Origin of the sequence: Bhargavaea beijingensis, from assembly GCF_900101985.1 — a bacterium.
Taxonomy (GTDB): domain Bacteria; phylum Bacillota; class Bacilli; order Bacillales_A; family Planococcaceae; genus Bhargavaea; species Bhargavaea beijingensis.
Genome location: NZ_FNAR01000018.1, coordinates 23994 through 50840, shown reverse-complemented (window position 1 = coordinate 50840; position 26847 = coordinate 23994). Strand labels below are relative to the sequence as shown.

General features: G+C 55.2%; 21 protein-coding genes and 1 riboswitch. Of the genes, 7 read left to right on the top strand and 14 right to left on the bottom strand.

From position 1 onward, the window contains the following. Positions 1 to 281: 281 nt before the first annotated feature. From BLT01_RS11980 to BLT01_RS11960, 5 genes are all read left to right on the top strand, one after another. Complete coding sequence (locus BLT01_RS11980) at positions 282 to 1130, top strand: MurR/RpiR family transcriptional regulator (protein WP_092098082.1); 849 nt, start codon at positions 282 to 284, stop codon at positions 1128 to 1130. A 143-nt stretch (positions 1131 to 1273) separates the two neighbouring features. Continuing rightward, on the top strand, positions 1274 to 2161 hold the full coding sequence (gene murQ / locus BLT01_RS11975) for an N-acetylmuramic acid 6-phosphate etherase (RefSeq protein WP_092098087.1): 888 nt from the start codon (positions 1274 to 1276) through the stop codon (positions 2159 to 2161). Positions 2162 to 2176: 15 nt separating this feature from the next. Continuing rightward, positions 2177 to 3541 carry a PTS transporter subunit EIIC gene (locus BLT01_RS11970; RefSeq protein ID WP_092098080.1) on the top strand — a complete coding sequence of 455 codons (1365 nt, stop codon included), beginning with the start codon at positions 2177 to 2179 and terminating at the stop codon, positions 3539 to 3541. Between the two features lie 96 nt (positions 3542 to 3637). Continuing rightward, a complete protein-coding gene (locus BLT01_RS11965; protein ID WP_092098078.1) occupies positions 3638 to 4717 on the top strand; it encodes a DUF871 domain-containing protein in 1080 nt (359 codons plus the stop codon). Positions 4718 to 4769: 52 nt separating this feature from the next. Continuing rightward, positions 4770 to 6698 carry a GTP-binding protein gene (locus BLT01_RS11960; protein WP_092098076.1) on the top strand — a complete coding sequence of 643 codons (1929 nt, stop codon included), beginning with the start codon at positions 4770 to 4772 and terminating at the stop codon, positions 6696 to 6698. A gap of 183 nt (positions 6699 to 6881) precedes the next feature. On the opposite strand, the gene gltS (BLT01_RS11955) is transcribed toward BLT01_RS11960, so the two are convergent. Together gltS (BLT01_RS11955) and hutG are read right to left on the bottom strand one after the other, a co-directional pair. After that, on the bottom strand, positions 6882 to 8066 hold the full coding sequence (gltS, locus tag BLT01_RS11955; protein ID WP_092098074.1) for a sodium/glutamate symporter: 1185 nt from the start codon (positions 8064 to 8066) through the stop codon (positions 6882 to 6884). A 2-nt stretch (positions 8067 to 8068) separates the two neighbouring features. Then, a complete protein-coding gene (hutG, locus tag BLT01_RS11950) occupies positions 8069 to 9007 on the bottom strand; it encodes a formimidoylglutamase (RefSeq protein WP_092098071.1) in 939 nt (312 codons plus the stop codon). Between the two features lie 118 nt (positions 9008 to 9125). Here hutG and BLT01_RS11945 point away from each other — a divergent pair, with 118 nt between their 5' ends. Beyond that, positions 9126 to 10028: a LysR family transcriptional regulator gene (locus tag BLT01_RS11945; protein WP_092098069.1), complete on the top strand. Its 903-nt coding sequence runs from the start codon at positions 9126 to 9128 to the stop codon at positions 10026 to 10028. Positions 10029 to 10094: 66 nt separating this feature from the next. Here BLT01_RS11945 and gltS (BLT01_RS11940) read toward each other — a convergent pair whose 3' ends face one another. The 9 genes from gltS (BLT01_RS11940) to BLT01_RS11905 all read right to left on the bottom strand — a co-directional run bounded on the left by gltS (BLT01_RS11940) (position 10095) and on the right by BLT01_RS11905 (position 19961). After that, positions 10095 to 11282: a sodium/glutamate symporter gene (gltS, locus tag BLT01_RS11940; RefSeq protein ID WP_092098067.1), complete on the bottom strand. Its 1188-nt coding sequence runs from the start codon at positions 11280 to 11282 to the stop codon at positions 10095 to 10097. A 436-nt stretch (positions 11283 to 11718) separates the two neighbouring features. Next, positions 11719 to 12387: a carboxymuconolactone decarboxylase family protein gene (locus BLT01_RS11935; RefSeq protein WP_092098065.1), complete on the bottom strand. Its 669-nt coding sequence runs from the start codon at positions 12385 to 12387 to the stop codon at positions 11719 to 11721. Position 12388: 1 nt separating this feature from the next. Further along, positions 12389 to 12523 carry a hypothetical protein gene (locus tag BLT01_RS15520; protein WP_260470070.1) on the bottom strand — a complete coding sequence of 45 codons (135 nt, stop codon included), beginning with the start codon at positions 12521 to 12523 and terminating at the stop codon, positions 12389 to 12391. A 12-nt stretch (positions 12524 to 12535) separates the two neighbouring features. Then, positions 12536 to 14038 carry a sodium:solute symporter family protein gene (locus tag BLT01_RS11930; RefSeq protein ID WP_092098062.1) on the bottom strand — a complete coding sequence of 501 codons (1503 nt, stop codon included), beginning with the start codon at positions 14036 to 14038 and terminating at the stop codon, positions 12536 to 12538. A gap of 26 nt (positions 14039 to 14064) precedes the next feature. Beyond that, the gene (locus BLT01_RS11925; RefSeq protein ID WP_092098059.1) at positions 14065 to 15441 is read right to left on the bottom strand and encodes an LLM class flavin-dependent oxidoreductase; all 1377 of its coding nucleotides are present in this window, start codon (positions 15439 to 15441) and stop codon (positions 14065 to 14067) included. A gap of 161 nt (positions 15442 to 15602) precedes the next feature. Next, a riboswitch (SAM riboswitch) is annotated at positions 15603 to 15708 on the bottom strand. Positions 15709 to 15778: 70 nt separating this feature from the next. Further along, a complete protein-coding gene (locus BLT01_RS11920; protein ID WP_176765140.1) occupies positions 15779 to 16366 on the bottom strand; it encodes a class I SAM-dependent methyltransferase in 588 nt (195 codons plus the stop codon). A gap of 119 nt (positions 16367 to 16485) precedes the next feature. Continuing rightward, positions 16486 to 18141: a catalase gene (locus BLT01_RS11915; RefSeq protein ID WP_176765139.1), complete on the bottom strand. Its 1656-nt coding sequence runs from the start codon at positions 18139 to 18141 to the stop codon at positions 16486 to 16488. Between the two features lie 299 nt (positions 18142 to 18440). Further along, on the bottom strand, positions 18441 to 19430 hold the full coding sequence (locus tag BLT01_RS11910; protein WP_092098052.1) for an MBL fold metallo-hydrolase: 990 nt from the start codon (positions 19428 to 19430) through the stop codon (positions 18441 to 18443). Positions 19431 to 19445: 15 nt separating this feature from the next. Then, complete coding sequence (locus BLT01_RS11905) at positions 19446 to 19961, bottom strand: hypothetical protein (RefSeq protein WP_092098050.1); 516 nt, start codon at positions 19959 to 19961, stop codon at positions 19446 to 19448. 205 nt (positions 19962 to 20166) lie between these two features. Between BLT01_RS11905 and BLT01_RS11900 the strand changes: the two genes are divergently transcribed. After that, the gene (locus BLT01_RS11900; protein ID WP_092098047.1) at positions 20167 to 21465 is read left to right on the top strand and encodes an MFS transporter; all 1299 of its coding nucleotides are present in this window, start codon (positions 20167 to 20169) and stop codon (positions 21463 to 21465) included. Between the two features lie 194 nt (positions 21466 to 21659). Here BLT01_RS11900 and BLT01_RS11895 read toward each other — a convergent pair whose 3' ends face one another. From BLT01_RS11895 to ahpF, 3 genes are all read right to left on the bottom strand, one after another. Next, a complete protein-coding gene (locus BLT01_RS11895; RefSeq protein WP_092098045.1) occupies positions 21660 to 22361 on the bottom strand; it encodes an SDR family oxidoreductase in 702 nt (233 codons plus the stop codon). Positions 22362 to 22688: 327 nt separating this feature from the next. Then, on the bottom strand, positions 22689 to 25088 hold the full coding sequence (locus BLT01_RS11890; protein ID WP_092098042.1) for a DUF2339 domain-containing protein: 2400 nt from the start codon (positions 25086 to 25088) through the stop codon (positions 22689 to 22691). Positions 25089 to 25295: 207 nt separating this feature from the next. After that, the gene (gene ahpF, locus BLT01_RS11885) at positions 25296 to 26846 is read right to left on the bottom strand and encodes an alkyl hydroperoxide reductase subunit F (protein ID WP_092098039.1); all 1551 of its coding nucleotides are present in this window, start codon (positions 26844 to 26846) and stop codon (positions 25296 to 25298) included. Between the last annotated feature and the right edge of the window lies 1 nt (position 26847).

Sequence of the window (26847 nt, the reverse complement as noted above, 5' to 3'; positions counted from 1 at the left end):
AGGCACCCCTTTTTTCGTACACAAACTTCCGGGATTCGTACGCAAACACGGGAGGCACCCCTTTTTTCGTACGCAAACTTCCGGGATTCGTACGCGAACACGGGAGGCACCCCTTTTTTCGTACGCAAACTTTTGGGATTCGCACGCGAACATGGGGGCTCTCCGCTTCCTCATTCATTTTAACAGAGGCGGGTCGCCCGCTGTCTGATATACTGGACGCAATCACGCCCGCCCGCGATATCCGGCCGGCGGGCCAGTCCAGAACAAGGAAGGTACCGACCATGAGTTCACTACTTAACCGCATTGAACAAAGCCTCCCGAGCCTGTCCGGCGCCGAACGGGCCATCGGGGAATACATCCTGAAGCATCCCGACCTGGTGCCCAACATGACGACTCGGGATCTGTCCAAAAACAGCGGCGTCAGCGAATCGAGTGTCGTCCGCTTCTGCAAATCGATCGGCATCGGCAGCTTCAAGTCCTTTAAGCTGGAACTCGTCAAGGACCTGACGCTTACCGGCATGAATCTGACGGATTTCGATATTCTCCATCATCAGGACGCGCCGTACGATCTGTTCCGGAAAGTCACCCACGTCAACAAGTCGGCCATCGAGGCGATCCCCTCCTCCCTCGACCGCAAGGAATTCGAAAAAGCCGTCAGTGTTCTGAAGGACGCGGACCGGCTCCTGTTCTACGGCGTGGGCGGATCGGCTACGGCCGCAACAGACGCCTATTATAAATTCACAAAGCTCGGATATCCATGCCAGAGCCATCATGACTTCCACTTCATGCTGTCGGCGATCCCCTACCTGGACAAGCATTCCGTGTTTTTTGCGATCAGCAACTCCGGAAAAACCAAAGACGTGCTGGAGCTTGCGCGCTTCGCAAAATCCAAAGGGGCCACGGTCATCGCCATCACCAACCTGGACAAATCTCCGCTCTACAGGGAAGCGGATATCCGGCTGTGCACCCCGGTCGTAGAACAGGACCACCGGATCGGCAGCATCTCCTCAAGGATGACCCAGCTGACCCTCATCGACGCCCTTTACCTCAGCCTTTTTCACGCAATCGGCGAATCCGTCATCGATCAGTATCATGAGGCCCGGAACGAAGTCCTCCGCCTCCGCAGATAATCACCGGCTAGGCATTGGCCATCAGGCTTTTCCTGCCGGGATTTTTTTGACATCCAAAGAAAAAATATTCTACATATTGACAATTAATTTCTTTTTAATAGAATGAATTCATGAAACATAATTTCATAACAGTAGGTGAAGACATGCTGGAAAAACTCACGACAGAGGCAAGGAATCCGAAGAGCATGAACATCGATACGCTGCCGGTCAGGGAGCGCCTGCTGCTCATGGTCGAAGAGGATGCCGGGATTCCGGAAGCCATCCGGAAAGAGATCGGTTCAATTGAAAACGCTGTCAGACTTGTGATCCAAGCCTTTCAAAAAGGCGGCCGCCTGATTTATGCCGGTGCCGGCACAAGCGGCAGGCTCGGCATTCTCGATGCGTCCGAATGCCCGCCGACATTCGGCGTGGAACCCGGCATGGTCCGCGGTCTGATCGCAGGCGGTGAACAAGCGATCACGACGGCGATCGAAGGAGCCGAGGACGATGCGGAACAGGGCGCCGATGACATCGCTTCCCTGTCTGTCGGCCCGGATGATGTCGTCGTCGGAATCGCCGCAAGCGGCCGCACCCCTTACGTCATCGGGGTGCTTGGCCGGGCAAAGGAATCGGGTGCGAAAACCGTGGCCCTCAGCAACAACGAAGGCTCCGAAATCGGACGCATCGCCGACGTGGCCATCGAAGTCGTGACCGGGCCGGAAGTCATCACCGGCTCGACCCGCCTGAAAGCCGGAACTGCCCAGAAGCTGGTGCTGAACATGATTTCCACCATCGCCATGACAGGAATCGGTAAAGTCTACGGCAACCTGATGGTCGACGTGCAGCCGACCAATGAAAAGCTGGTCAGGCGCGCCAAACAGATCATCATGGAAGCAGCCGGCGTGGACTTTGAAACGGCGGAGGAAGCCTACGAAAAAGCCGGTGAACAGGTCAAGCCGGCCATCGTGATGCTTCTTCTCGGCTGTCCGCTCGAGGAAGCGAATGCGCGCTTGAAAGAAGCGAAGGGGTTTATCAGAGAAACTCAGAGATGATCTGGAGGGGAAATGATGAAAAAAGAAGAAAAGCTCGCAAGGGGGATCCTGGACCATATCGGCGGCGGCGGCAACATCCGTTCCTTCACCCACTGTATGACCCGTGTCCGGCTGGATCTGAAAGATGACAGCAAGGCTGATATCCAGGCACTGAAAAGTGTGGACGGCGTCATGGGGGTCATCGAGGACGAAACGCTTCAGGTCGTCGTCGGCCCGGGCACCGTGAACAAAGTGTCCGACCACATCACGAAAATGACCGGCATACGGATGGGAGAAACCGTAGATGCCGGTGAAGATGATGCGGTCAGCCTGAAAAAGGCGGAACTGAAAAAGAAAAATAACACGCCTGTCAAAAACTTGCTCAGAAAAATCGGAAGCATCTTCATCCCCCTCATTCCCGGGCTGGTCGCTTCCGGGATCATCAACGGGATTGCCGGTTTTGCGAAGAACACAGGAGTAGAAGAAACTGAAACCTGGATTCAGATCCTCACGCTCCTCGGCGGAAGCATCTTCGGTTACCTGGCGATTGTCGTCGGCTGGAACACCGCAAAAGAATTCGGGGGAACGCCGGTGCTCGGGGCGATTGCGGGAATCATCACCATTCATCCCGGACTCGCGGATATTGTCCTGTTCGGCGAAAACTTGCTTCCCGGCCGCGGCGGTCTGTTTGGCGCCATGTTCGCCGCCTGGCTGATGGTCGTCTTTGAGCGCTTTTATAGACGGTTCATCCCGAACGCCGTGGACATCATCGTTACGCCGCTCCTTACGGTTTTATCCGTCGGGCTGCTGACGATCGTGGCGGTCATGCCGGTCGCAGGCGTCTTGTCTGACGGCATCACAAGGGGCATCCACGCCATTCTGGAAGTCGGCGGTCCCGTTGCGGGCGGACTGCTCGCCGGATTCTTCCTGCCGCTCGTCATGCTTGGCCTTCACCACGGACTCACTCCGATCCATATGGAGCTGATCAACTCCATGAATGCGACGTCCCTGCTCCCGATCCTGGCAATGGCAGGTGCCGGCCAGGTCGGCGCATCAATCGCCATCTTCGTGAAGTCCCGGAACCAGCGCCTGAAGAACGTCATCAAGGGCGGCCTTCCGGCAGGCTTCCTCGGCATCGGGGAACCGCTCTTGTACGGGGTGACGCTCCCGCTCGGCCGGCCGTTCATCACTGCCTGCATGGGTGCTGCCGTCGGTGGCGCTTACCAGGCAATCATGCATACGGCGGCGAGCGGCATCGGGGTGTCGGGGCTGTCCCTCATTCCGCTGATCGTGGAAAACAAGTACCTGATGTATTTCTTCGGACTTGTCATCACCTATACAGCCGGATTCATCTTCACGTATTTCTTCGGCTTCAGGAAGGAAATGGACGAAGGCTTCTGATCCGATCCACCCATAGAAGCAGGGGGAGAACGTCCGCCATCGGGCCTCTCCCCCTGCTTTTGTTTTCTTGAGTTCCATATAGAAAGGAAGCTGTTTATGTTAGGAATCTCTGTGTACCTGAACGACACCAATTCCGAAAAACAGGAAGCGTACATCCGAAAGATGCGGGCGGCCGGTTTCCGCGGAATCTTCACTTCCCTGCATATTCCGGAAGAGGACCCTGAACAACATGCCGGCCGGCTCCGGGCACTTGGCAAACTCGCCGCAACCTATGGAATGGAACTGACCGCAGACATCTCCCCTGCCTCGCTCGGCCATCTCGGCCTCACTTTCAGGACGGCCGACCGCCTGCTTGACTGGGGAGTGACCGGGCTACGGGTGGACTATGGCATCAGTGAAGTAGAAACAGCCGCCCTTTCACAGCGGATGACGGTCGTCCTGAATGCCAGCACACTCACCGGGGAAAGCCTCCGAAGGCTGAAGAATTGCGGGCTCCGCCTTTCTTCGGCCGAAGCATGGCACAATTTCTATCCGAGACCTGAAACCGGGCTTGGTCTGGAGGATTTCCGGGAGCGAAACCGTTGGCTGAAGAGCGAAGGGCTGAAAGTCATGGCATTCGTTCCCGGCGACGGTGAACGGCGGGGCCCCCTCTTCAAAGGGCTTCCCACACTGGAAGACCACAGGGAACGCACGTCCTTTTCCGCTTATCTCGATCTCCTGAACAGCGGGTGTACGGACCACATCTATATCGGCGATCCCTCATTAAGTGAACGCTCGCTTGAACAGTTCAGCAGCCATGCGGAGGGTGTCTACCTGATCCATGCCGTACCGGCTTTCCCGGATGCAGCCGATGCCCTGCCCGTTCCGGAGCATACAAACCGGCAGGATGCGGCGCGTGATGTGATCCGCTCCGCAGAGTCCCGGCTGTACGGCAATGCCGGGAAGCGGCCGGTCGAACCCGCCAACACGGCGGCGCGGCCTGCCGGTTCCGTCACCATCGACAATTACCGGTACGGACGGTATGAGGGAGAGCTTCAGATCACCAAGCGAGATCTGCCCGGGGATGAAAAAGTGAATGTCATCGGGCGGGTAATCGGAGACGACCTGCCGGTTCTCCGGCATGTCAAAGGCGGGGATGCATTCCGCATCCGAATGGAAGGCGGACCGCAAGCCTGAGGAGAGTCTGCTATACTATTGAGCAGAATCCGGCCAGGAAGAAGGAATGGATATGTATAAAACAATCGGCATCCTCGCCCATGTGGATGCCGGAAAAACGACTTTCTCCGAGCAGCTGCTCTTTCATATGAAAGCAATCCGTACCCGGGGGCGGGTCGACCACAAAGATGCCTTTCTTGACGGCCATGGAATCGAGAAAAACCGGGGAATCACCGTCTTCGCCGACCAGGCCGTGTTCCGCCACAACGGGACTGAGTATACGCTGATCGACACGCCGGGCCACATCGATTTCTCCCCGGAAATGGAGCGGGCGATCCGTGTGATGGATGCGGCCATCCTCGTGGTCAGTGCGGCGGATGGCGTCGAGGGCCATACCGAGACAGTATGGGACCTGCTCCGGAAAAACCGTGTCCCGACATTCATCTTCATCAACAAAAACGACCGGGAAGGTGCGGACCGGGAAGCTGCCCTGCGCGAGATCCGGAAATCCCTGTCCGAAGATGCGGTTCTCCTGGATGACGGGCTGACTCCTGATGTCATCGAGTGGATGGCGGAGCGTGATGAAACCCTTCTTGAACATTACTTCGAGGAAGGCTTCGATGAGGAAATGTGGATCCGGGCCATGCGCCGTATGACGGCATCAGGGCGGATCTTCCCCGCCGGCAGCGGCTCGGCGCTAAAGGACGTCGGCGTCACCGAATTCTTCACATGGCTGGACCGGCTTTCCGGCGGGAACCGCCTGGATGAGGACGGGCCATTTGCAGCCCGGGTCTATAAAATCCGCCATGACGAAGGCGGCCAGCGAATCACCTTCCTGAAGATGACCGGCGGCCGCCTGTCAGTCCGGGATGAAGTCCGGATTGCAGGTGAACCCCGGAAAGTCACGCAGATCCGGAAATACAGCGGACACAAGTACACCGTCCAGGATACGGCGAACACGGGCGAACTGGTGGCGGTCATGGGGCTTTCCGGCATCAAGGCCGGCGAGCCGCTCGGAGCCGAAACAGGACGGGCCGCCTTTTCGCTCACCCCTTCCCTGTCGGCTGCCGTCCATTTTGGCGACTCCATCCATCCGAAAGATATGCTTGCCCATTTCATGCAGCTGGACGCGGAAGATCCTTCACTCTCCGTCACATGGGAAGAGCATGCCAGGGAGATTCGCGTCCATGTCATGGGCCTCATCCAGTTGGACGTGTTGAAAGAAGTCGTTTCCGACCGATTTCGAGAGATCATCACATTCGGAGAACCGTCGATCCTCTATAAAGAAACGGTCCGCTCCGCGGTCAGGGGCTACGGTCATTTTGAACCGCTCCGCCACTATGCGGAAGTCCATCTGGCGATCAGCCCTGCAGAATGCGGATCGGGCATTACATTCAAGAGCGACTGCCATCCGAATGAACTTGCCCCAGGCTACCAAAACCTCGTCGGTCAGGTGCTCACCGGGAAACCGCACCGCGGCCTGCTGACGGGATCACCGCTCACGGACCTGGAAATCACCCTGATCACCGGACGCGCGCACAATGAATACACATCCGGCGGAGATTTCAGGGAAGCGTCCCTCCGCGCCCTCCGGCAAGGCCTTGAGAAAGCGGAAACGATCCTGCTCGAGCCGGTGTACGATGTGAAGATCAAAGTGGCGACCGAACTGATGGGCCGTGTACTGAACGACATCCGGAAAGCGCACGGACAGTTCGGGAACCCGGATACCGACGGAGAAGCCACGCGGATCGATGCGCGTGTCCCGGTTTCCACATTCATGGACTATCCGTCTATATTCGCTTCTTTCACCAACGGAAAAGGCGCCATTTCCCTTCGCTCCGGCGGCTACGAAGCTTGCCACAATCCGGAGCAAGTCAAGGCGCGGATCGGCTATGACAAAGAGGCCGACCCCGACTATTCCTCATCATCGGTCTTCTGCGCAAGGGGCAAAGGCTATTCCGTTCCCTGGCATGAAGCGGAAGCGGCGATGCACCTCCTATAGATCGGGTTGTCCATACAAGAAGCCGCCCGCAGACTTTTCTGCCGGGCGGCTTTCCTGATCTCATCGCTTCGGCCAAACGGGACTATTTGCCGGTTACCGATCGTATTGGATTTACCCCAATAGACAAAAGAGTCATCCAGTTTGTCTACAGTCTGACCCGAACTGAAAAGTCCGGGATCTTCATCACGGTGCCAACAGGTTAATCGTGGTAATGATAATCGGAGCGGAGAATACATCAATCAGGAAAGCTCCGACAATCGGAACAATGAGGAAGGCCGTTCGGGAAGGGCCATACTTGCTGACTGTGGCGGACATATTCGCCATCGCATTTGGCGTTGCCCCCAGTCCGTGTCCGAGGAATCCTGAAATCATGACCGCCGCATCATAGTCCTTGCCGAGCAGGCGGAAAAGCACGAATACGGAAAACAGGACGATAAAGGTGACTTGGACAAGCACGATCCCCAGCAGCGGCAGCGCAAGGCCGACGATTTCCCAGAGCTTGATGCTCATCAGTGCCATCGACAGGAAAATGGCGAGTGAGGCATTGCCGATCAAATCGATTTCCCTCATGTTGATCGTTCCCGGCACGAATCGGTCCGCCAGGTTCCGGATGATCACAGCCATGAACATCGCACCGACATAAGACGGCAACACAAAGCCCGTCGCATTCGTAAAGAGTTCGCCGATATATGTCCCGCCGGCCATCGCGAGCGTGATCATCCCGATCTGGATCATAAAGGAGCGCTCCCTGATCGGCTTTTCATCCTCCCCGGTGTATTCTTCAACCTTTCCCGATGCAGGCTTCAGGTCGTGTTTGTTGATCAGATACCGGGCAACCGGACCACCGGACAGACTTCCGAAAATCAGGCCGAGAGTGGCGGCAGCCATCCCGATGGTTAGGGCTGAAGTGATTCCGAGCTGTTCAATGGTCTGGCCGTATGCCGCCGCCCCGCCATGACCGCCGGACATTGAAACCGTTCCCGCCATGACGCCCAAAAGCGGTTCGATTCCGAACAGACGGGCAAACGAGATGCCGATCACATTTTGCATGAGTGCCATCACACCGCACACAACCCAGTAAATAATCAGAAGCTTGCCCCCGAGTTTGATGAGCTTGAAGCTCGCACCGAGGCCGACCGTCGTGAAAAAGGCCACCATAAACAGGGTTTGCAGCGACGTATCCAAAACAATCTCAACAATCCCTGCTGATTTGAATACAAACGCCAAGATGGCAAAGATCAATCCGCCCACGACCGGCGCCGGAATGAGAAACCGGTTCAGGAATCCGATCCGGTTAACAAGTGCCGTTCCGATGAGGAAAAGAAGCACTGCAAGAAACAGAGTGGTGATCTGGTTGATTTCAATCATATTCATTCACCTTTCTTAAATGCCATCACTGCTTCATTGACAAAAGATGCGCCAAGCCGGACTGTCCGGCCTCCCTCGTCAAGGTCAGGATTGACTTCGGATAGATTAAAGCTTGTCGTCTTGGGATGCGCGCAGACAGACCGGATCAACGCCCTGACGGTTTTGGGATGCAGGCCAAAAACGGAAGGCGCGCTGACCCCCGGAGCATCCGCAGCGCTGATGACATCCATGCACAAAGTGAGCAGAACCACGTCACAGCTTTCCATAAATTCGTCAAGCGGCTTCCGGCAAGTTTCCGGTGCAGTCTCTTCTTCCATCATATAAGTGACGCCCAACTGTTCCGCGCGGCTAAACAGTTCCGTTGTATTCCCATACTCTTGGATGCCGCAGACAAAATACTTGGCGTTGGGGTCGTGATCAAGAATCTGTTTGAACATCGTCCCGGATGATGGCTGCTCGTCATATTCGCGGAGATCGAAATGGGCGTCGATGTTTACCATGCCGATCACTGCATCTTCACCCGCATGCTTGCGGATGCCAAGATAATGCCCGTATAACGTTTCATGCCCCCCGCCCATAATGACGGCATGTGATCCTGCATCCAGTATTCCCGCCAGCTGTTCTCCAAGTTCTGTTTGGGCAGCTTCCAGCTCTTCCCCTACACAGGAAACCGTTCCTGCATCAAACAGGTCATGATCGCCGGCTCTCCAAGGCATGCCGGCAAGTTGTTTTCTGATCTCATCGGGAGCCTTTCGGGCACCCAACCGGCCCTTATTGCGCCTGACCCCTTCATCACACTCGAAGCCGATCAGCGTCACCGGCATGTGAGCGTCTTTAAGTTCTGATGCAGGCCGGATGACCTGGTGATACCGGAAACTTTCATGGTTTGTATCACTGTCGGTCCGGCCAGACCATATATTGAAATCGCTTTCTTTAAACATTTTAACCATCCCTCCAAAACGAGAACTGTTTTCAGTATAATAAGATTGAATTATAAATCCAAATACCGCTTTTCAATAAAACTATAACCTCAAACTATAAATCGGATGGAGGGGAAAAATGGATCTCAGACAGATGGAGTACTTTATCAAAGTTGTCAGCCAGGGGAGCTTTTCAAAAGCGGCAGCAGCCCTGCACATCTCGCAGCCCTCACTCAGCAAGTCGATTCAGAATCTGGAAAGGGAGCTTGGTGCTCCGCTGCTGGAACGGACCACCCGTGAATTCCGCCTGACGGATACCGGCAGTTTGCTGTATGAACGGTCCGCCGCCATTCTCCAGCAGGTGAAGATGCTGAACGAAGAAATCCGGGAAAACATCAATGGGGACCGGGCAGAAATCCGGATCGGAATGATTGAATCTGCCCATAAATGGTTCACCGCCCTGATGGCGGTTCATAGGGAAACCTACCCCAATAATACATTCACCGTCATGGATACTTTGTATAATGAAACGGTGCTGGATGCCCTGTTGCGCTATGATGTGCATGCAGCGGTGACCAATCAGGAACTGGTCAATGACCAGGTTCAGGCAGTTCCTCTCTATGAAGAAAGATTCGTGGCCGTCTTTCCGCGGGATCACCCATTAAGTCAGGGGGAGTCCATCCGGCTGGCTGATTTGTGCAAGTTCCCGCTTGTACTTGGCATGCCTTCATTCAGGACGCGCAATCAGATTATATCCGCTTTTAGCTCGGCCGGAGTCAAACCCGATATCCAGTTCCAGATTGAACGATTTGAAATGGCAAAGAAACTGGTCGAGCAAAAAATGGGCATCGCCCTGCTGCCCGAAAACTATTTATCCGGAGACCTTCCCCCAACATTGTCCTGCCGGCTGATCAACGATGATCATCTGAAGCGCACCGTTTATTTTTGTTATGTGACAACCAGGCATTTCCCGGAATCCGTTTTAAACTTTTTCGATCTGGTGATCGGGCGATTCCGCTCTTCCTCACCCCCTGCCTGTTAGTATGCGGACACAAAAAACCTTTCAGCCCGAAGTTGCTCCGGCTGAAAGGTTTTTAGATTGAATCTTTTAAGGCGCAAACATATTGATGGTCGTGATGATGATCGGCGCGCTAAATATGACATCTTGCAGGAAACCTCCGACAATCGGCACAACCAGGAATGCGGTGCGGGACGGGCCGAACTTGTTGACGGTCGCTCCCATGTTCGCCATCGCGTTTGGCGTGGCACCCAGCCCGTGGCCGAGCATACCGGAGATCATGACAGCCGCATCATAGTCCTTGCCGAGGAAACGGAAGACTACGAAAATGGCAAACAGGACGACAAACAATACCTGAACAAGAACGATTCCGAGAAGCGGCAGTGCCAGTCCGGCAACTTCCCAAATCTTGATGCTCATCAGAGCCATCGATAGGAAGATCGCCAGCGAGATCTCGCCGATCAGGTTGATCTCCTTCATATTGACAGTGCCGGGAAGCGTTCGGTCAACAAGGTTCCTGACAATGACGGCAACGAACATCGCTCCGATATAAGCCGGCAGGACAAATCCTGTCGCCTCGGAAAACAGTTCCCCAATCATGGTTCCGCCCGCCATCGATAGGGTGATCAGCGCGATCTGGATCATGAACGAGCGCTCGGTGACCGGCTTTTCCTCGTCTTCGACGTACTCTTCGACTTTCCCTTGAGCCGGCTTCAAGTCATGCTTTTTAATAAGGTATCTTGCCGTCGGACCGCCTGACAAGCTACCGAAAATCAGGCCGAGAGTAGCTGCGGCCATACCAATCGTAACTGCGGAAGAAACGCCCAACTCTTCGATCGTCTGGCCGTAAGCGGCCGCGCCGCCATGGCCGCCGCTCATCGAGACCGCACCGCTCATGACTCCAAGAAGCGGGTCGATACCGAACACTTTGGAAAGCGAGACACCGATGACATTCTGCATGAAGATAAGAATCCCGCAGAAGATCAGGTAAATGATGAGCAGTTTCCCGCCAAGCTTGATCAGTTTCATACTGGCGCCCAGTCCGACCGTCGTAAAGAACGCGATCATGAAGAGCGACTGCAGGGAGGTATCCAAAGCAATCTCCACAACGCCCGTCGATTGCAGAATATATGCCAGGATGGCGAAAATCAGGCCGCCGACGACCGGCGCCGGAATGAGGAACCGGTCCAGGAAGCCGATCCGGTTAACGAGAGCCATTCCCAACAGGTAGAGGGCCACTGCCAGGAACAATGTTGTAATCTGGTTAATCTCAATCATATTTCGTCACCTTTCGCAAAAAAATGATACGGTTTCCGGACCCGTCCGCATCCGATCAGAGATCGCCCCCCCGCGGACCGTAAAGCGGTCCAGACAACCGCAACGATCAAAACGTTTTCAAAACGGCTGAACACGTTTTCATGTATGTGTGTTTTACCCCTTGCTTGCTTCATCAACCCTGTACAAAAACAAAAACATTCCGATGTGCAATCTTCCGGAAATCCATGGAATCGCTTTCGTAATTGTCAAAGGGTCGTTTCTTTAGCGATTCACTGTTTTAAAGTATAATCAGTTCTGCTAAATGATTGCAATAGAAAACCATAATTCCGTACTATTCCAAAAAGTGAATCCGCCAGTATCTTCAAGGGGCGGAAAGAAAAAGAGACGGTTCCGCATCCTACAAAAAAGGATACGGAACCGTCTTTGAAATTCTTGATTAATGGTCGTAAGCGTTCAATGCATTCACACTATGCGCGATTGCAGAACCCGCTTTTAGCGCAACCGCTACGAAAATCGCCTCGGCAACCTCTTCAAGGCCTGCGCCGGCCTTTTTAGCGTTTTTCGTGTGAAGGTCGATGCAGTAGGCGCAACCGGTGGTATGTGCAGCAGCAACGGCGATCAGTTCCTTTTCTTTCGCGCTCAACTTCCCCGCTTTAAGGGCAGTGCCGTCAAAATCCGCGAACGTTTTAAAGGATGCTTTGTCCAACTCGGCGAACTCCGGCAGGCGATTGAAGTAGGAAGCCTTATAGAACTCCCCGTCCCCGCTGTTGTCGTAGGCATTCAGCCCGTTCACGCCGTGGGCAAGAGCGGAGCCCGCCTTTAGTGCGGTCGCGACAAAGATGGCTTCCGCCACTTCTTCCTTGGAAGAATGATTCTTTTTGGCATTGGTGACATGCAGGTCGATGCAATACGGGCAACCGGTGATGTGGGCCACGGCAACCGCAATCAGTTCTTTTAATCTTACGGTTAGTTTTCCTTCCGCCAATGCCCGGTCATTGAACTTGAAGAACGCTTCAAATGCTTCCGGCGCGTATTTTTTCAGTTCAGCGATTCGTCCGAAGTATTCCTTTTTATACAGGCTGTCTGTTTTGGTGGTAGCCGCCATCTTAAACTCTCCCTTTTTCTTTTTTTCCAACTGAGTGATTTTCTTTGAAATACCATTTCCACAATGCAAATCCGACGATGATATACGTGATGACAGAACCGTAAAGCCAGACAGTCAGCATTTCATTGACAAACATGCCTCTTCCCCCTCATCGTCCTTGTTCAGCGTCGGCCAGCCGAATCTTTTTGTTCTCTGTCGCCAGGACATTGGCCAGTATGGCCATCGTTGCAATCCCGATTCCGGTTGCCACTGCGCCGGCAGTCATTGTACTCGGGATCAGGCCGCCGAAATACAGGATCAGATAAGCAACGAGCCCGATAATCATCGAGCCCTCGGCTGCCCTGGCAGAAGCCTTCCGCCTACCGTAAACCGCATAAAGTATCGGGCCCAATGTCCCTGCCGCGACACCGGAAATGCCGATCCACATAATGTCCCCCATATAAACAGGCGGTTTCATGACAATGAGAAGGGCAATGATCCCCACAACCGGAACAGTCAGCCTGCTGATCTGCAAGGCGATCTTCTCCGCCTTTTCCTCATCGACGCGGACATGCCCCCGCCTGACAAGGAATTTCAGGAATAAATCGTTTGCAAACACCGTGGATATGGATACGAACAACCCATCGGTCGTTGACATTGCTGCAGCCAGGATCACAACTCCGAACATCGCGACTACGATAGCCGGAAATGCCCAAGCCACATACTCCATCAAAGCCAAATCCGCTACCACATCTGCGGATCCCAGCGCCACTCTGCTGTATAACCCTCCAAAAAGGACCAACACACAAAGCGAAGCGGTGATGACGTAAGTCAAAATCATTTTCCCCAAATCTTTTTCATTTTTCAGTCCCAATACTTTATTAAAGAGATGTGGAGCGGAAGCAAACGCCCATTGGATGCAGATCGCTCCGATTACTGCGCCGATTGAATAGAAGTGAGCGGAATCAGGATTAAAGACGGCCACCAGGTTCGCATCCTGTGCGGCCAGATTGTCGGCGATTCCGGCAAACGTGGCCGAGATGCCGTTTTTCCAAAAAATCACGATACCGGATATGAATATAGCAATCCCCGCAATCGCCATCAGGATCACTTGGACGGCATCCGTGTAAATATCCGCAAACGCTCCGCCGCCGAAAACATACAGCACCACAATGACGGTGATCAGGATCAGCCCGGTGCGATAATCCATCCCCAGTAAGTATTCAAAGATTCTGGCTCCCGCCACAAACTGGGCAGCAATGTAGAAGACGTTGAACAGTAAAATCAGGCCGGTCCCCACCCGCAGCAGGTCACTCTTGTAGTAATCCCCCAGCCAATCCGGCAAGGAAAGGGATTTCTGCTCTTCATTCAGCAAGCGGATCTTTTTGGCGACCATCAAAACCCCGATCGCGCCCCCTCCGATCATGGCCAATGCCAGCCAAAGATTGGTCAGCCCCCACTCGTGTGACCAGCCCGGATAACCGAGGAAAGTCGCGGCACTCAGGTAGGTCGCAGCGAAAGACAGCCCCAGGACGACGGGTCCGAGATTTCCTCCTCCAATCGCGAAGTCCCGGATGTTTTTCGTTTTCTTCGTTCCGATGTAACCGAGAATCAGCATGATCACCAGAAATACAGCAAAGCCGATCCAAGTAAACAGTTTGACCGTATCCATGTCGTCCCCCCTTCCCTTTCCGGCTTTTACTTCACCAATACAGAAAGCTGTTTTGCAGGGTGGCTGTCAGGAAGGCGCGGCGAATCTGTGCCGAAGAGATTTTCCCGCAGCGTCTTTCCCTCATATTCCGTCCGGTAGATCCCCCGTTTCTGCAACTCCGGAACGACATGATCCACAAACTCCCGGAATGTCTCCAGTGAATAGCTTTGTGCGATATTAAAGCCGTCTGCATCGCCCACGGTTGCCCATTCTTCGATACGGTCCGCAATCTGTTCAGGAGTCCCGATCAATTTGGCGGTTCCGTTTCCGAGGCCATGGTTCAGGATCGCCTCCCGCAACGTCCACTTCTTGTCCGGGTCTTTCGTGTACATGTCCAGATTCCCCTGCACTGCATCCGTCTCGATATCCTCGATGTACTGGTCCGGATCGTATTTCGAAAAGTCGATCCCTGTGTGGCCGGAAAGAAGTGCAGCGGTCCCTTCATAGCTCACATGATTTTTCAGGTCCGCGTATTTGGCGTGTGCTTCTTCCTCCGTGGAACCGACAATCGGCAGGATCATCGGGAAAATCCGGATGTCATGCGGCTTCCTGCCAAAAGCGGCAGTGCGTTTCCGCAAATCCGCGGAGTAATCCTTCAGCGCCTGCAGGGAATGTCCCTTCGTGAACACCGCCTCTGCGTGCTTGGCCGCAAAATCCCGCCCCCGCGGTGAGGCCCCCGCTTGAAACAGCACCGGTGTCCGCTGAGGGGAAGGTTCGGTCAGATGGATTCCCGGGACATCAAAGAATTCACCGTGATGCCGAATCGGATGAACGCTGGAAGGATCGGCAAATGTGTCCCCTTCTCTGTCATAAACCACCGCATCATCTTCCCAACTATGCTCCCAGAGTTTGTACACCACCTCCAAAAATTCATCCGCACGGTCGTAGCGCTGATTTTTCGGGAGACGGCCTGACAGCCCGAGATTGACCGCTTCGCTTTCCAGATAGGAAGTGACGACATTCCAACCGAGACGGCCTTCCGTCAGGTGATCCAGCGTTGAAAGCTGTCGCGCCAATGCATAAGGGTGGGCATAGGTTGTAGAAACTGTCGGTGCAAAGCCGATGTGTTCGGTCACCTGGGCCATGGCTGAGATCATCAGCAGCGGGTCATGGGCTGGCAATTGAACGGCATGGCGGACCGCGGCCTCATGGCTGTCCCCGTATACCGAATAGGTTCCCAGCACGTCCGCGATAAAGACCGCATCGAATTTTCCGCGTTCCAATACTTTGGCTGTTTCCGTCCAGTAACTCAGCCGATTGTGCTTCGTCCCTAGGTCTTTTTCATGCTTCCACAGCCCCGTCGAATGCGGTGACGGAGAGTTTTGAACAAAACCATTTAAGTGGATGTGCTTTTTCTTCCCCATTAAGAAATCTCCCCTTTCATGTCCTTCCTTACTAACTTCCTTAATCAGATTAGTCGGAATAGAGGTTGCCGATTCCCGGCTTCCTTGTGCAACCGCCGGTTTTGAACCCGACATGCAAATCGCCCCTTCCCGAGGGGGAAGAGGCGATTTCATCTATTCCACCCTCATCTTTCAAGCATGCGCTTGCTGGAATGAGCACCTTGTTACATCTGTAACGGTTGCTGCGGGATCGTAGGACCAGATTCCTCCCCCGGCTCTTGATAAGGTCAATGTTTATTCAATTAGTAAGATTACTCTAAGCTTAACGGCACCTACGTAGTCTGTCAACATGAAATGTTCAGTCATTTATAAATTCAGCGACGACAAACAGTCCGCGGGCAAATGACCGTGATCGGATCATCCGGAATCCGGCTTGTTCAGCCATGGCAACGGACCTGCAATCCAGGCGGCAGCCTCCGGCCACTTTCGACCAGGCGGGCGTCATCGTCCGCTGCAGGTTGGCCATCCGGCGGCCCGGCATTTCCACATGCTCGAATAAAAAGAGCCGCGCTCCAGGCTTTGCTGTCCTTCCGAGTTCCTGAAATGCCAGTTTCGGATCAGGAATGGTGCAGAAGACGAGAGTCGCGACAACCGCATCGAATGAATGATCCGGAAAAGGCAGGGCTTCCGCCGAAGCGGCATATAACGTGATCGGCACAGGAGCCTCTCTGATTTTCCCCAGTGACTGTTTGGCCATTTCCTCATCCGGCTCGATGGCGGCCACGTGTGTCGCATGTATGTAATGGGCAAAGTCGAGCCCTGTTCCCGAGCCGGCTTCCAGAACGTGTCCTTCTGCCCGTCCAGCTATCTCTTTCCTGATCTTCCTGAAAACCGCCGCTTCAAGCGGCCGGATCATCGGCTCATAAAAATTCGCAAACCATGCCATCCTGCACCCTCCTTCTCTCTTCCCTACCCGGAACAACACCATTTTAAAAAGCGATGTTCCCGTCTGGGAACATCGCGTTGCGCTGCATTGCCTGAATGGTGGACAGCCTATCCAGGAAATCAGTATGGGTCTGCTTCGTGGCCTTTTTCGGCGGCTTCATCGACCGCTTCGTTCTGGGCAGTCGTGCCGCCTTCGCCGTATTTCGACTTGATGCTGGCTTCCTGGCCAGGGATGCGGTTGTCGTCACCTTTTTCTTCAAGTTCCTTCATCTTCGCTTCGATGCCTTCCTTCACGCGGCGGCCATAGTCTTCGTCCGCCTGTGTGAAGTGGTGGATCATCGCATCCTGGATGCGCTTGTCGCAGATTGCAAGCACATCAGACAGGTTGGAGATGAGTTCCTCCCGTTCCCACTCGTCAAACGCACGGTAGGTTTCGCCGGCCTGCCCGTAGTTGTTCGGGCGGTCGATCGGCTCGCTCATGACCTTGCCGCTATATTCAGGGTTGTGGGGCGTACGTTCGGACTTGTCGGCTTCCTGCAGGCCGCCGATCATGGACGGCTCGTAGTTGACGTGCGGGTTGCCGCCCGCTTCTTCCGGCGTGCGCATGCTCATCTGGCCGCGGTGCTGGTTGGTGCGGACTTTCGCCTTCGGTGCGTTGACCGGGAGCTGGAGATAGTTCGCGCCGATCCGGTAACGCTGTGTATCGGAGTACGAGAACGTCCGGCCCTGGAGCATCTTGTCGTCGGAAAAGTCCATTCCGTCGACGAGGACACCGGTACCGAATCCGGCCTGCTCGATTTGCGAGTGGAAGTCTGTCGGGTTTTCGTTCAGGACCATTTTGCCGACAGGCAACCATGGGAACTGATCCTCCGGCCAGAGTTTCGTGTCATCAAGCGGATCGAAGTCGAGCTCTGGGTGGTATCCATCTTCCATGATCTGCACGTAGAGCTCCCACTCAGGGAATTCGCCGCGCTCGATTGCTTCATAAAGATCCTGTGTGGCATGGGAATGGTTTTTCCCCTGGATTTCCATCGCTTCTTTTGTCGTCAGGTTGCGGATGCCCTGCTTCGGCTCCCAGTGGTACTTGACGAGGACCGCTTCGCCCTTGTCGTTGACCCACTTGTAGGTGTTGACGCCGGATCCCTGCATGTGGCGGTATGTCGCGGGACGTCCCCACGGGGAAAACAGGAATGTGATCATATGTGTGGCTTCAGGCGAGCGGGATACAAAGTCGAACATGCGGCGCGGATCCGGGACGTTCGACGCCGGGTCTGCCTTGAAGGCATGGATCATGTCAGGGAACTTCATGGCATCGCGGATAAAGAAGATTTTCAGGTTGTTTCCGACGAGGTCCCAGTTGCCGTCTTCGGTATAGAATTTCACCGCAAAGCCACGCGGATCACGGTCTGTTTCAGGCGTGTCCTTCGCGCCTGCTACCGTGGAGAAGCGGACGAGGACAGGCGTCTTTTTGCCCGCACCCTGGAATACTTTCGCGCGCGTGTACTTCTCGACCGGATCGTCACCGACTTTGCCATATGTCTCAAAGTAACCGAATGCGCCCGTACCGCGCGCATGGACGACGCGCTCCGGGACCTCTTCCCGGTCAAAGTGAGACATTTTCTCGATGAAGTGGTAGTTCTCCATCATCGCAGGACCGCGGTTGCCGAGCGTTTTGATGTTCTGGTTGTCGATTACAGGATGTCCCTGTCGAGTCGTGATCGCCTCGCGCCCGGTTTGCTCGTTTGAACCATTCCTCTTTTTGTCTTCCGCCAACATGAAAACCTCCTTGTGGTTTCGCTACCCTTATACTACCACTTATCTGAATGTTTTAAAAGTAGTATGGGATCTCTTTTTAGAATGAGTTTCTTTCTATAATCATTCTAAACAACTTCAAAACCAAGTATAATGAACCTCCGGCAAACTTGCAAACAATTTGAGTCGGACAAAGGATTGTCTCCCCTTCAGATTGTTGCTGCACATTCTCCCATATAAGGTCCACCATGGCCTCTATACCGTATGTAATTACTCGAATTGAGAATTGATGTTCGTAAATGAGAGCACCATCGGCTTACTTGTCATGCGTTTTGATAGTGCCACACCCCATCACTCATCGTTTTTGTGACTTTTCCCTGTTCCTCGAGATAGTCGAGGTGCCCGATGATCTCTGACATGACGAGCGGAAACTGTGTCCTGTACAGGTCACGGTAATAAGCTTCGGTAATCCGGGCAGGAACCGAAATGCCGCTCCCGATCAGCTTCAATAGCTTTTCGCATTTCCGCTCCATCCTGGAAATCCGGTCGCTGACAAGTCCGGTGATGATGCGGATCGGCTCATGATGACCCGTGTAGAGAATGTCTGCACCAAGACCGGCCAGCCTTTCGAGAGACCGGCGCTGCTGGCTCACTGATGGGAGCCGGCTGCCGTTGGGCGTAGGATCGATGATCGCATTGACGGAGGAACCGCTGATCAGCACATCCCCCGTAAATGCCGTCCGTCCTGCTGCATCCAGGAAGGTGATGCTGTCCGGCGAGTGGCCGGGCGTCTCGATCACTTCGAAGCCGAATATCTGATCTCCCTCGCCAATTTCGTTGATCTCAGCTTGAAGTGCATGCTGCGGCGCTTTCCGCAATGTCTGTTCAAGCCGGGCAAAGCGTTCCGCCCCCATCTCTCCACACCCCATTTCCCGATAAAGCCGCATGAAAAACTCAAGCCGCATCTCCAAGAAGTTCCGGTCCATCTTCAGTCTTGGAACCGCGTCCCGATGGGCATAAACCGGTATATCTTTGATCTCCAAAAGGCGTGGTACGAGTCCCGCATGGTCCTCATGATGGTGCGTCAGTAAAATGGCATCCAGGTCACGGATGTCAGCACCTGCCTGTTTTAAGGTGTCTTCAAGGCGCCCCATACAGGAATCACTGTCCACTCCCGCATCAATCAGGGCAAGACCGCCTTCCCTTTGGATCAGGTAGAAGTTAATCGTTTTTAAAGACGGATAATCCGCCGGCTGGATAATCGGATAAATGGTATAGGCCTGTTGTCTGATGGCTTCCGCCAATGTCCCCACTCCCTTCCCCTCTTGCTAAATCGCGGCCATCTTCTCTGCTGCAATCATCACTGATTCGGCAAATTCTCTGATGGACCCCATGTGTTCTTCGTCAAGTCGGGTGTTGAACTCCGCCTCCACCCGGTTGGTCCACCCCTTGTCTCCTTGCGGGTAGTCGAAGCTCAGTGTCTGGGTGAGCCGGATGTCGCGTTCCCACAGATCTGCAAGCATGGCGCCAATCCGTTCGCACTGTTTCGCAGGGTCAGTGACCGGCTTGTCGAACCGCACCCGGAGCGTCACTCCAGGCTCGGCTTCCTCCACCTCGAGAATTTCACCGGCTAGATCGCGCGCGGATGCGCACAACTCCACTTCCACAGGAACTTCCGTCCGGTCAGTCCGGACAAACCGGACGACGAGCGTCCGTGACAAATCAGCAAGGTCCATGAGGTCCGACCGTCCCGTGATCAGGATTCTGCCGTCCAGATTGTCCAGGTTGTAAAAATGATTTTCAAAAGCGACCTTGAGGTTTTCAAAAATGGTCGGATCCGACATGACGGCCGCCTCCTTCCTCGGATGTATTACCTTCCATCTTACGGAAACGCAAAGAACAGTTCAATAATTCAGAACCGGTTGTTCCGCCGAACAAACCGATAGAAAGACAGACATTTTAAAAGCTGAATTTGTAGAAGAACCCCTATTGCACGGAACAACCGATGTAGATACTATTCAGAATAATAAAACGGAAAGCAGGGATGAGATGCAGCAACAAAAGATTGCAAGCAACCGCCGCTCCATTCTTTTCATCTTGTTCATCGGGTATACACTGGCCAATCTCGACAGGTTCTTCATCAATTACGCTGTGTTGCCCATGTCAGAAGACCTCCAGCTCAGCGCATCCTCCACCGGCCTGATTCTCAGTTCTTTCTTCCTCGGATATGCCATCATGCAAATGCCGGGCGGCTGGCTGGCAGACCGGTTCGGCGCCCGGTACACCCTTGTCGGCTGTATTATCGCCTGGTCGATTTTCACCGGTTTGACCGCGGTCGCCTGGTCGCTGTCTGTCCTTGTGGCGATCCGCTTTGTATTCGGGCTCGGGGAAGGCGGATTTATCCCGGCGAGCGCCAAAATGATCAACGACTCCTTCCCGGTGAAAAGCCGCTCCCGCTCCATGTCGATCCTGATGACAGCCGCCGCCTTTGCGGGTGTCGTGACGCCGATCGTCGCGACGTCGATGATGGTGAGTATCGGATGGCGGCAAATGTTTCTGATCTTTGGGGCTGTCGGTGTCGTCGTGGGCATCCTCTTCTACAAATTCCTTAAACCCAATCTTGTTCCCTACGAAGACGATTCCGCTTCGCCAACGAATGAAAGCGCAGTCAATGAAGGAGCCCAGAACGTCTCGGTCCGCCAGCTTTTCCGCACCCCGATGATGTGGAGCCTTCTGATCGCTTCCTTTGCTGTCTATTGCATCAACTGGGGGACGGCTTCCTGGCTTCCCACCTACCTGGTCCAGGTACGCGGGCTTGACCTCATGTCACTCGGCATGCTGCAGATGATCCCGGCCGCCAGCAGTATCGTTTTCGTCCTTCTTGCCGGCTATCTGGTGGACAAAGTGTTTGCCGGACGAGAAAAGCTGCTCGGAATGCTGTGCGGCGCAGGGCTGACGTTGTTCGTTTATCTTATGTTCAATGCACCGAATATCACTCTATTCGTAGCTTACCAATCCCTTCTGCCGATCTTTACCGGCACCGGCATCGTGCTTGTCACCACGCTGCCGATGAAAAAACTGCCTGACGCCGTCGGCGGTTCGGCGGTTGGCATGGTCCAGTTCGGCGGACAGTTTGCCGGATTCGTCGCACCGCTCTCCATCGGCTTCCTCGTCGAGGCATTTTCCGGTTCCTATACGCAAGTGATCTACATGTTGGCCGGACTGGGCATTGTCTATGTGGCTGCCATCGCGACGCTCACATTCCGCAAAGGCGCCATTTTCCAATCGGGCGGCGACGCCGATACTCCGAAAGTCGATCAGCCCGCTCCGGGAAGCGTTCCCGTGTGAGCATTGCGCAAATAAGTGAATAGCAAACGGCACGGATTCTGGTCGCTCACCGCGGGCCGGGGTTCGAGCTCCGCGTGAAGCGGATCTCGGGCCCGGCTTTTCCCGCAGGTGTCTCCCGGCGTCCGTGCCGTTTTCTAAATGCTGCAATGACTATCCGCTTTCGGACAGCCACTGACCTGCATTTCCATCGACATTCAGACCGGCCGTATGGTGATTTCGTTCACGTTGACGTGGGCCGGCTGGGCGAGTGCGTAGACAATGGCATCCGCAATGTTTTCCGGATCGAGAATTTTCCGGTCGACGCTTCTGGATCCCATCAGCGGGGTATCGACCATGCCCGGTGAGATGTTGGTCACGCGTACGCCGGTGCGGGCCAGTTCCTTTTCAAGTCCCATCGAGATTGCCCGGACAGCGAACTTGGTCGCGCTGTACACGGTACTCGTCTTTGTCACTTCGTGGCCCGAGACGGAGTCGATGTTCAGGATATGCCCGGACCCCCGCCGGATCATCTCCGGCAGGACGGCATCCACACCGTACAGGACGCCCTTGATGTTGACGTCGATCATGCTGTCCCATTCGTCCGTTTTTCCGGAACGAACCGTCCCTGCAAGCATCTGTCCGGCATTATTGACGAGGATATCGACCGCACTGTACGCCTCTTTGGCCTGTTGGACAAGTGCCCTGACACTTGACTGGTCGGCCATGTCCGTAGGGACCGCAATTGCTTCCCCGCTCCCGCCGCTGTTGATCGCCTCTTCCACGTCCGCCAGCTTTTCGGCACTTCTCGCCGCCAGCACGACATTCATCCCCTCTTTAGCAAGCCGCCTGGCAATCGCCTTCCCGATCCCGCTGCTTGCTCCCGTCACGATTGCTGTTTTTCCGTTCAAGTATTCCATACTGATGCCTCCCTCTTCCTCATCTTATACCCGAGGTGGCGATGGTTAGACAGTCTGGCCGGGGATAATGTGGGGCCGGCAGAGGATTCGGCGGTTTCGTCATTTGTGGGCTTGGTTTCGGCATTCGCGGGCTTGGTCTCGTCATTCGTCCCTCCGGTTTCGGCATTCGCCCGGGCCGGCGCCTCCAATGACGAAACCCGGCAAGCGAATGACGAAACCATTGAAGTGAATGACGAAACCGGCCTACGGCCAAATAAAAAAACTTCCGGATCTCTCCGGAAGCAAAGGGGCGTCACTGACTTTCCGGACAGCCCCGGATCATTCTCGTTATTCCCCATCCTCTTTCTGCAAGGTTCTCGAATAGACGAGGCCCGCCGCGCCGACCGCGGTGAAGAGGATGGCGCGGATGACGACCGAAACGGAAGCCAGGTCAACGATGAAAAGTTTCAGGAAGCAGATGGCCAGCAGGACGAACCCTGCAATCCGAACCGCTTTCCAATCCTGTTTCCCGCCCACTGAGATCGAAATGAACGCGAACAGGAAGAGGAGGAAAGTATGGATGAAAAGCACTGTCTCATGTTCCCAGCCAAATTCCCTGACGCCAGAGAAGAGCCATTTGTTCATCAGGAAGAAATAGAAAATCTGGAGCAGGAACGCAATTGCAGGCACTTCCGGCCCATTATTGGAGACCTTCCGCCCGCGGATCGCTTTGACGAGCAGATCGGTCACTCCTGCCGCGAACAGCAGGCTGACGATCAGGCTGAGCCAGTAGCCGCCTCCCTGCCAGCCGGTCATCGGCAGGAATAACAGGAGGATGCCCAGCACATAGAACTCCGCCATTCCGGCGATGGCGACATATCGGCCGTGCGGGCTCCGCCGCAGGAATGTGCTGCCGAATGCCAGCAGGCCCAGGATTCCGATCCGGAGGTGCGACTCCGGCCCGAATGCGAGATCCATATCCCGGAGAAGGGCACCCGACAGCCGGAACAGATAAACCAGGACAACGATTTGTCCCGCGATCAGTGCAGCATCGATCTGCGGGGTCTTGACCCGGGCGGGCGGATGCTGGTAAAACGCAGCGTAAACCAGCATCAGGGTCCCGATAAACATGAGCCATACGGCATGTTCCGCGGAGAAAATCTCGTGGAACCAGCCGAACGAGAAAGCGGACAACGCTCCGAATGCATACAGCCCGCCTGACACCGCAAGCGTCCGCATCGCGCCGGATCGGAGACCCGCCCAGATGCCGGCCGCTCCGACCACGAAGATGAGCATCAGCTTGAAGGCCGGTTCATCCATCCGGAAGCTGAGGATAAAGACGGCGGATGCCGCCACGGCCATGGTCGACAGGATGTCCTGGAGTGCAGAATCCTTCAGCAAATAGGCATAGACGGCCAGTGCCGCGTAGAGAACCGCCAAAACGCCGTAGGCCGTCTGCAGGAGCGGTTCATCAAACAGCAGGATCCACATGAGGCCGAACACGAAGTTGACATACAGCAGCACCTCCGTGAACAGGAACCGCGGAATGCTCCCCCTCAGATAGAAGAACAACAGCGCCAGGTGCTGGATCAGCGCGGTCGCCGCAATCAGATTCTCATGCCCGCCACGCACGCCGTCCAGGAGCAGATACATATAGAGCGTCACATTAAAGAGAAGGAACAGGGCGTAGAATGTCACCCGGTGACGGCTCCGAATCGATACAACAAACAAAGACAGGAACAAAATCAGGACATACGAACAGAACATGACCGCAGACGCCCCTTCCCCTTCCAATAAAAAGGGAAGAAGGAAACCCGCGATCGCGGTGAATACGGTGAGCGTTTCCGATCGGGTCCGGATGGAAGCGTAGATGCCTGCCGCAATATAGGCAATGCCGATGAGGAATGCCGGTATGAGCGGCAAATAGCCGTACAACTGGTTTGCTGCGAACGTCGTCAGGATTCCGAGGGCGATTGTCCCGCCCCAGAGAGTCAGGCCGAAACCGCGACGCGCGTCCCGGATGGAGCGGTAGCCGAGGTAACCGAGCAGCACGGATGCCAGATAGCCGAGGACCACCCTGACCCCCTCGGTGATCCAGCCCATATCAAAGCTGACTTTAAGCCCCCAGAGCACGCCGAGCAGCAGGATGACCATGAACACCCTCGGCAGCCAGACGGCAAACTGCCGCTCGAAGTCGAACGGCTTTTGTTCCTTGAACACCGGTTTCGGCGGTGGTGGAACCGGCATGCGCTCTTCCCGGTCCGGCCGCTCCCGGCTTTCTTCACCCGGTTGCCGCAGCCAGCCGTAGGTGCCTGCCGGCTTTTCCGGCGTCTCGCGCGGTTCCGGTTGTCCCAGTTCTCCGGTTGCCGGCTCTTCAGACCGCTCCGGCTCGGCTTTCTGCGCATGAACCGGTTCACCTTCAGAGCCCTTCGCGCTGCTGAGCCCGATGCTCGCCATCATTTCCGACAGGGACGGCGGATGGGCGGCGGCCTCTGGAACTTCTTCCGGTTTTTCCGGCGCAGGATCATCGTCTGCCGGTGTTGCCGGAGATGGTTCCGCCGCCGCAGGTTCCACTGCCTGTTCAGGAACCGCTTCTCGAATTTCCTCCTCATCCAGGCCTTCCGGAACACTTTTCGGCGGGTCATCGCCTTCCCCGGCTTTTAAAGACTGCATTTCCCGTCTCATCGCCCGCATTTCTTCTTCCATGCCGGAGAGACGTTTCAGAATTTCATTGATTTCCTCACTCACGGGGGATCCCCCCTTTCTGTACCATCTATACGTTCATCGATTGGAATGGTTTCGATTTTTCCGTAACCTTCTATGACTCTACCGAAAAATCCCGAAAACCGCCAAGCTAACAATCAAATATCCGCGGCGCCGTCAGACAGACGGCAGCCGCGGGATATCTGGGTTTGTATATAAAAAAGGGAGCAGGTCCCCCCTGCTCCCTTCCATTTATGCTTTTGCAGTCTCGACCTGGCTGCGGACGATGTAATCGAACGCGCTCAGGGATGCGGTGGCACCCGCGCCCATCGAGATGATGATCTGCTTGAACGCGCTGTCCGAGCAGTCTCCCGCCGCGAATACGCCAGGAACGTTCGTCGCGCCGCGCTTGTCGACCACAATCTCGCCGGCCTTGTTGCGTTCGACCGAGTCGCCGAGCCAGTCCGTATTCGGCACGAGGCCGATCTGGACAAAGACGCCCGCCAGTTCAACATGCTTTTCTTCGCCGGTTTCCCGGTCGATGTAGGTGATGCCGTCCACCTTATCCGTGCCTGTGATTTCCGTCGTCTGGGCGTTTTTCACGACCGTGACGTTCGGCAGGCTGTAAAGGCGTTCCTGAAGGACGGAGTCCGCTCTCAGCTCGGAACCGAACTCGAGGACCGTCACATGGTTTGTGATGCCCGCGAGGTCGATTGCCGCCTCGATTCCGGAGTTGCCTCCGCCGACGACAGCCACGTCTTTGCCTTCGAACAGCGGGCCGTCACAGTGCGGGCAGTAAGCCACGCCTTTGTTCCGGAATTCCGCTTCGCCAGGCACGCCGATATTGCGCCAGCGCGCGCCTGTCGCGAGAATCACGGACTTGCTTTTCAGGACCGCACCGTTTTCCAGCTCGATCTCGATGAGTTCCTTTTTCTCAAGGCGTTTTGCGCGCTGAAGGTTCATCACGTCGACGTTATATTCCTTGACGTGCTCTTCAAGGTTCGCCGCGAGTTTCGGCCCTTCGGTACGCTTCACGCTGATGAAGTTCTCGATCGCTGCCGTGTCCAGGATCTGTCCGCCAAATCGCTCGGCAACGATGCCCGTACGGATGCCCTTGCGCGCCGCGTAGATTGCCGCGCTCGCGCCTGCAGGGCCGCCGCCGACAACGAGGACATCAAACGGCTCTTTGTTCTCGAATTCGGAAGCGTCTTCGGTGCTTCCAAGCTCTGCAAGGATTTCTTCGATCGTCTTGCGTCCGTTCGTGAACGGCTCGCCGTTCAGGTAAACGGTCGGTACAGCCATGATGTTCTTGCTCTCGACTTCTTCCTTGAACACCGCTCCGTCCACCATCGTGTGGGTGATGTTCGGGTTCAGGACACTCATCGTGTTGAGTGCCTGCACCACTTCAGGGCAGTTCTGGCAAGTCAGGCTGATGTAGGACACGAAGTGAAGCTCATCTTTGAGGTTCTTCACTTGCTTGACCACTTTCTCATCCACTTTCGGCGCGCGCCCGCTTACCTGTAGAAGGGCAAGGACGAGGGAAGTGAATTCGTGGCCAAGCGGCGTGCCGGCAAAGACGATGCCGGTTTCTTCTCCGGGACGATCCACGGTAAAGCTCGGCGTACGATCCAGCTCAGCCTGTTCCACTTTGATTCGGGAAGACATCGCTGCCAGTTCATCGGTCAGAGCTGTCATTTCCTGGGACGCCTTGTCGGATCCGGCGCTGACCTTGAGGACCACGTCGCCCTCCATCAGTTCGAGATATTGGGCCAGCTGCTGTTTGATCTGTGCATCTAATGCCATA

What these genes read in the sequence shown, in the direction of transcription:
- hutG (WP_092098071.1), bottom strand. Translation starts at nt 9,007, where the DNA reads ATGTTTAAAGAAAGCGATTTCAATATATGGTCTGGCCGGACCGACAGT.
- BLT01_RS15520 (WP_260470070.1), bottom strand. Translation starts at nt 12,523, where the DNA reads ATGTTTGTCAATGAAATGCTGACTGTCTGGCTTTACGGTTCTGTCATC.
- BLT01_RS11970 (WP_092098080.1), top strand. Translation starts at nt 2,177, where the DNA reads ATGAAAAAAGAAGAAAAGCTCGCAAGGGGGATCCTGGACCATATCGGC.
- BLT01_RS11925 (WP_092098059.1), bottom strand. Translation starts at nt 15,441, where the DNA reads ATGGGGAAGAAAAAGCACATCCACTTAAATGGTTTTGTTCAAAACTCT.
- BLT01_RS11980 (WP_092098082.1), top strand. Translation starts at nt 282, where the DNA reads ATGAGTTCACTACTTAACCGCATTGAACAAAGCCTCCCGAGCCTGTCC.
- BLT01_RS11900 (WP_092098047.1), top strand. Translation starts at nt 20,167, where the DNA reads ATGCAGCAACAAAAGATTGCAAGCAACCGCCGCTCCATTCTTTTCATC.
- ahpF (WP_092098039.1), bottom strand. Translation starts at nt 26,846, where the DNA reads ATGGCATTAGATGCACAGATCAAACAGCAGCTGGCCCAATATCTCGAA.
- BLT01_RS11905 (WP_092098050.1), bottom strand. Translation starts at nt 19,961, where the DNA reads ATGTCGGATCCGACCATTTTTGAAAACCTCAAGGTCGCTTTTGAAAAT.
- BLT01_RS11895 (WP_092098045.1), bottom strand. Translation starts at nt 22,361, where the DNA reads ATGGAATACTTGAACGGAAAAACAGCAATCGTGACGGGAGCAAGCAGC.
- BLT01_RS11915 (WP_176765139.1), bottom strand. Translation starts at nt 18,141, where the DNA reads ATGTTGGCGGAAGACAAAAAGAGGAATGGTTCAAACGAGCAAACCGGG.
- gltS (WP_092098074.1), bottom strand. Translation starts at nt 8,066, where the DNA reads ATGATTGAAATCAACCAGATCACCACTCTGTTTCTTGCAGTGCTTCTT.
- BLT01_RS11965 (WP_092098078.1), top strand. Translation starts at nt 3,638, where the DNA reads ATGTTAGGAATCTCTGTGTACCTGAACGACACCAATTCCGAAAAACAG.
- BLT01_RS11930 (WP_092098062.1), bottom strand. Translation starts at nt 14,038, where the DNA reads ATGGATACGGTCAAACTGTTTACTTGGATCGGCTTTGCTGTATTTCTG.
- murQ (WP_092098087.1), top strand. Translation starts at nt 1,274, where the DNA reads ATGCTGGAAAAACTCACGACAGAGGCAAGGAATCCGAAGAGCATGAAC.
- BLT01_RS11935 (WP_092098065.1), bottom strand. Translation starts at nt 12,387, where the DNA reads ATGGCGGCTACCACCAAAACAGACAGCCTGTATAAAAAGGAATACTTC.
- gltS (WP_092098067.1), bottom strand. Translation starts at nt 11,282, where the DNA reads ATGATTGAGATTAACCAGATTACAACATTGTTCCTGGCAGTGGCCCTC.
- BLT01_RS11960 (WP_092098076.1), top strand. Translation starts at nt 4,770, where the DNA reads ATGTATAAAACAATCGGCATCCTCGCCCATGTGGATGCCGGAAAAACG.
- BLT01_RS11920 (WP_176765140.1), bottom strand. Translation starts at nt 16,366, where the DNA reads ATGGCATGGTTTGCGAATTTTTATGAGCCGATGATCCGGCCGCTTGAA.
- BLT01_RS11945 (WP_092098069.1), top strand. Translation starts at nt 9,126, where the DNA reads ATGGATCTCAGACAGATGGAGTACTTTATCAAAGTTGTCAGCCAGGGG.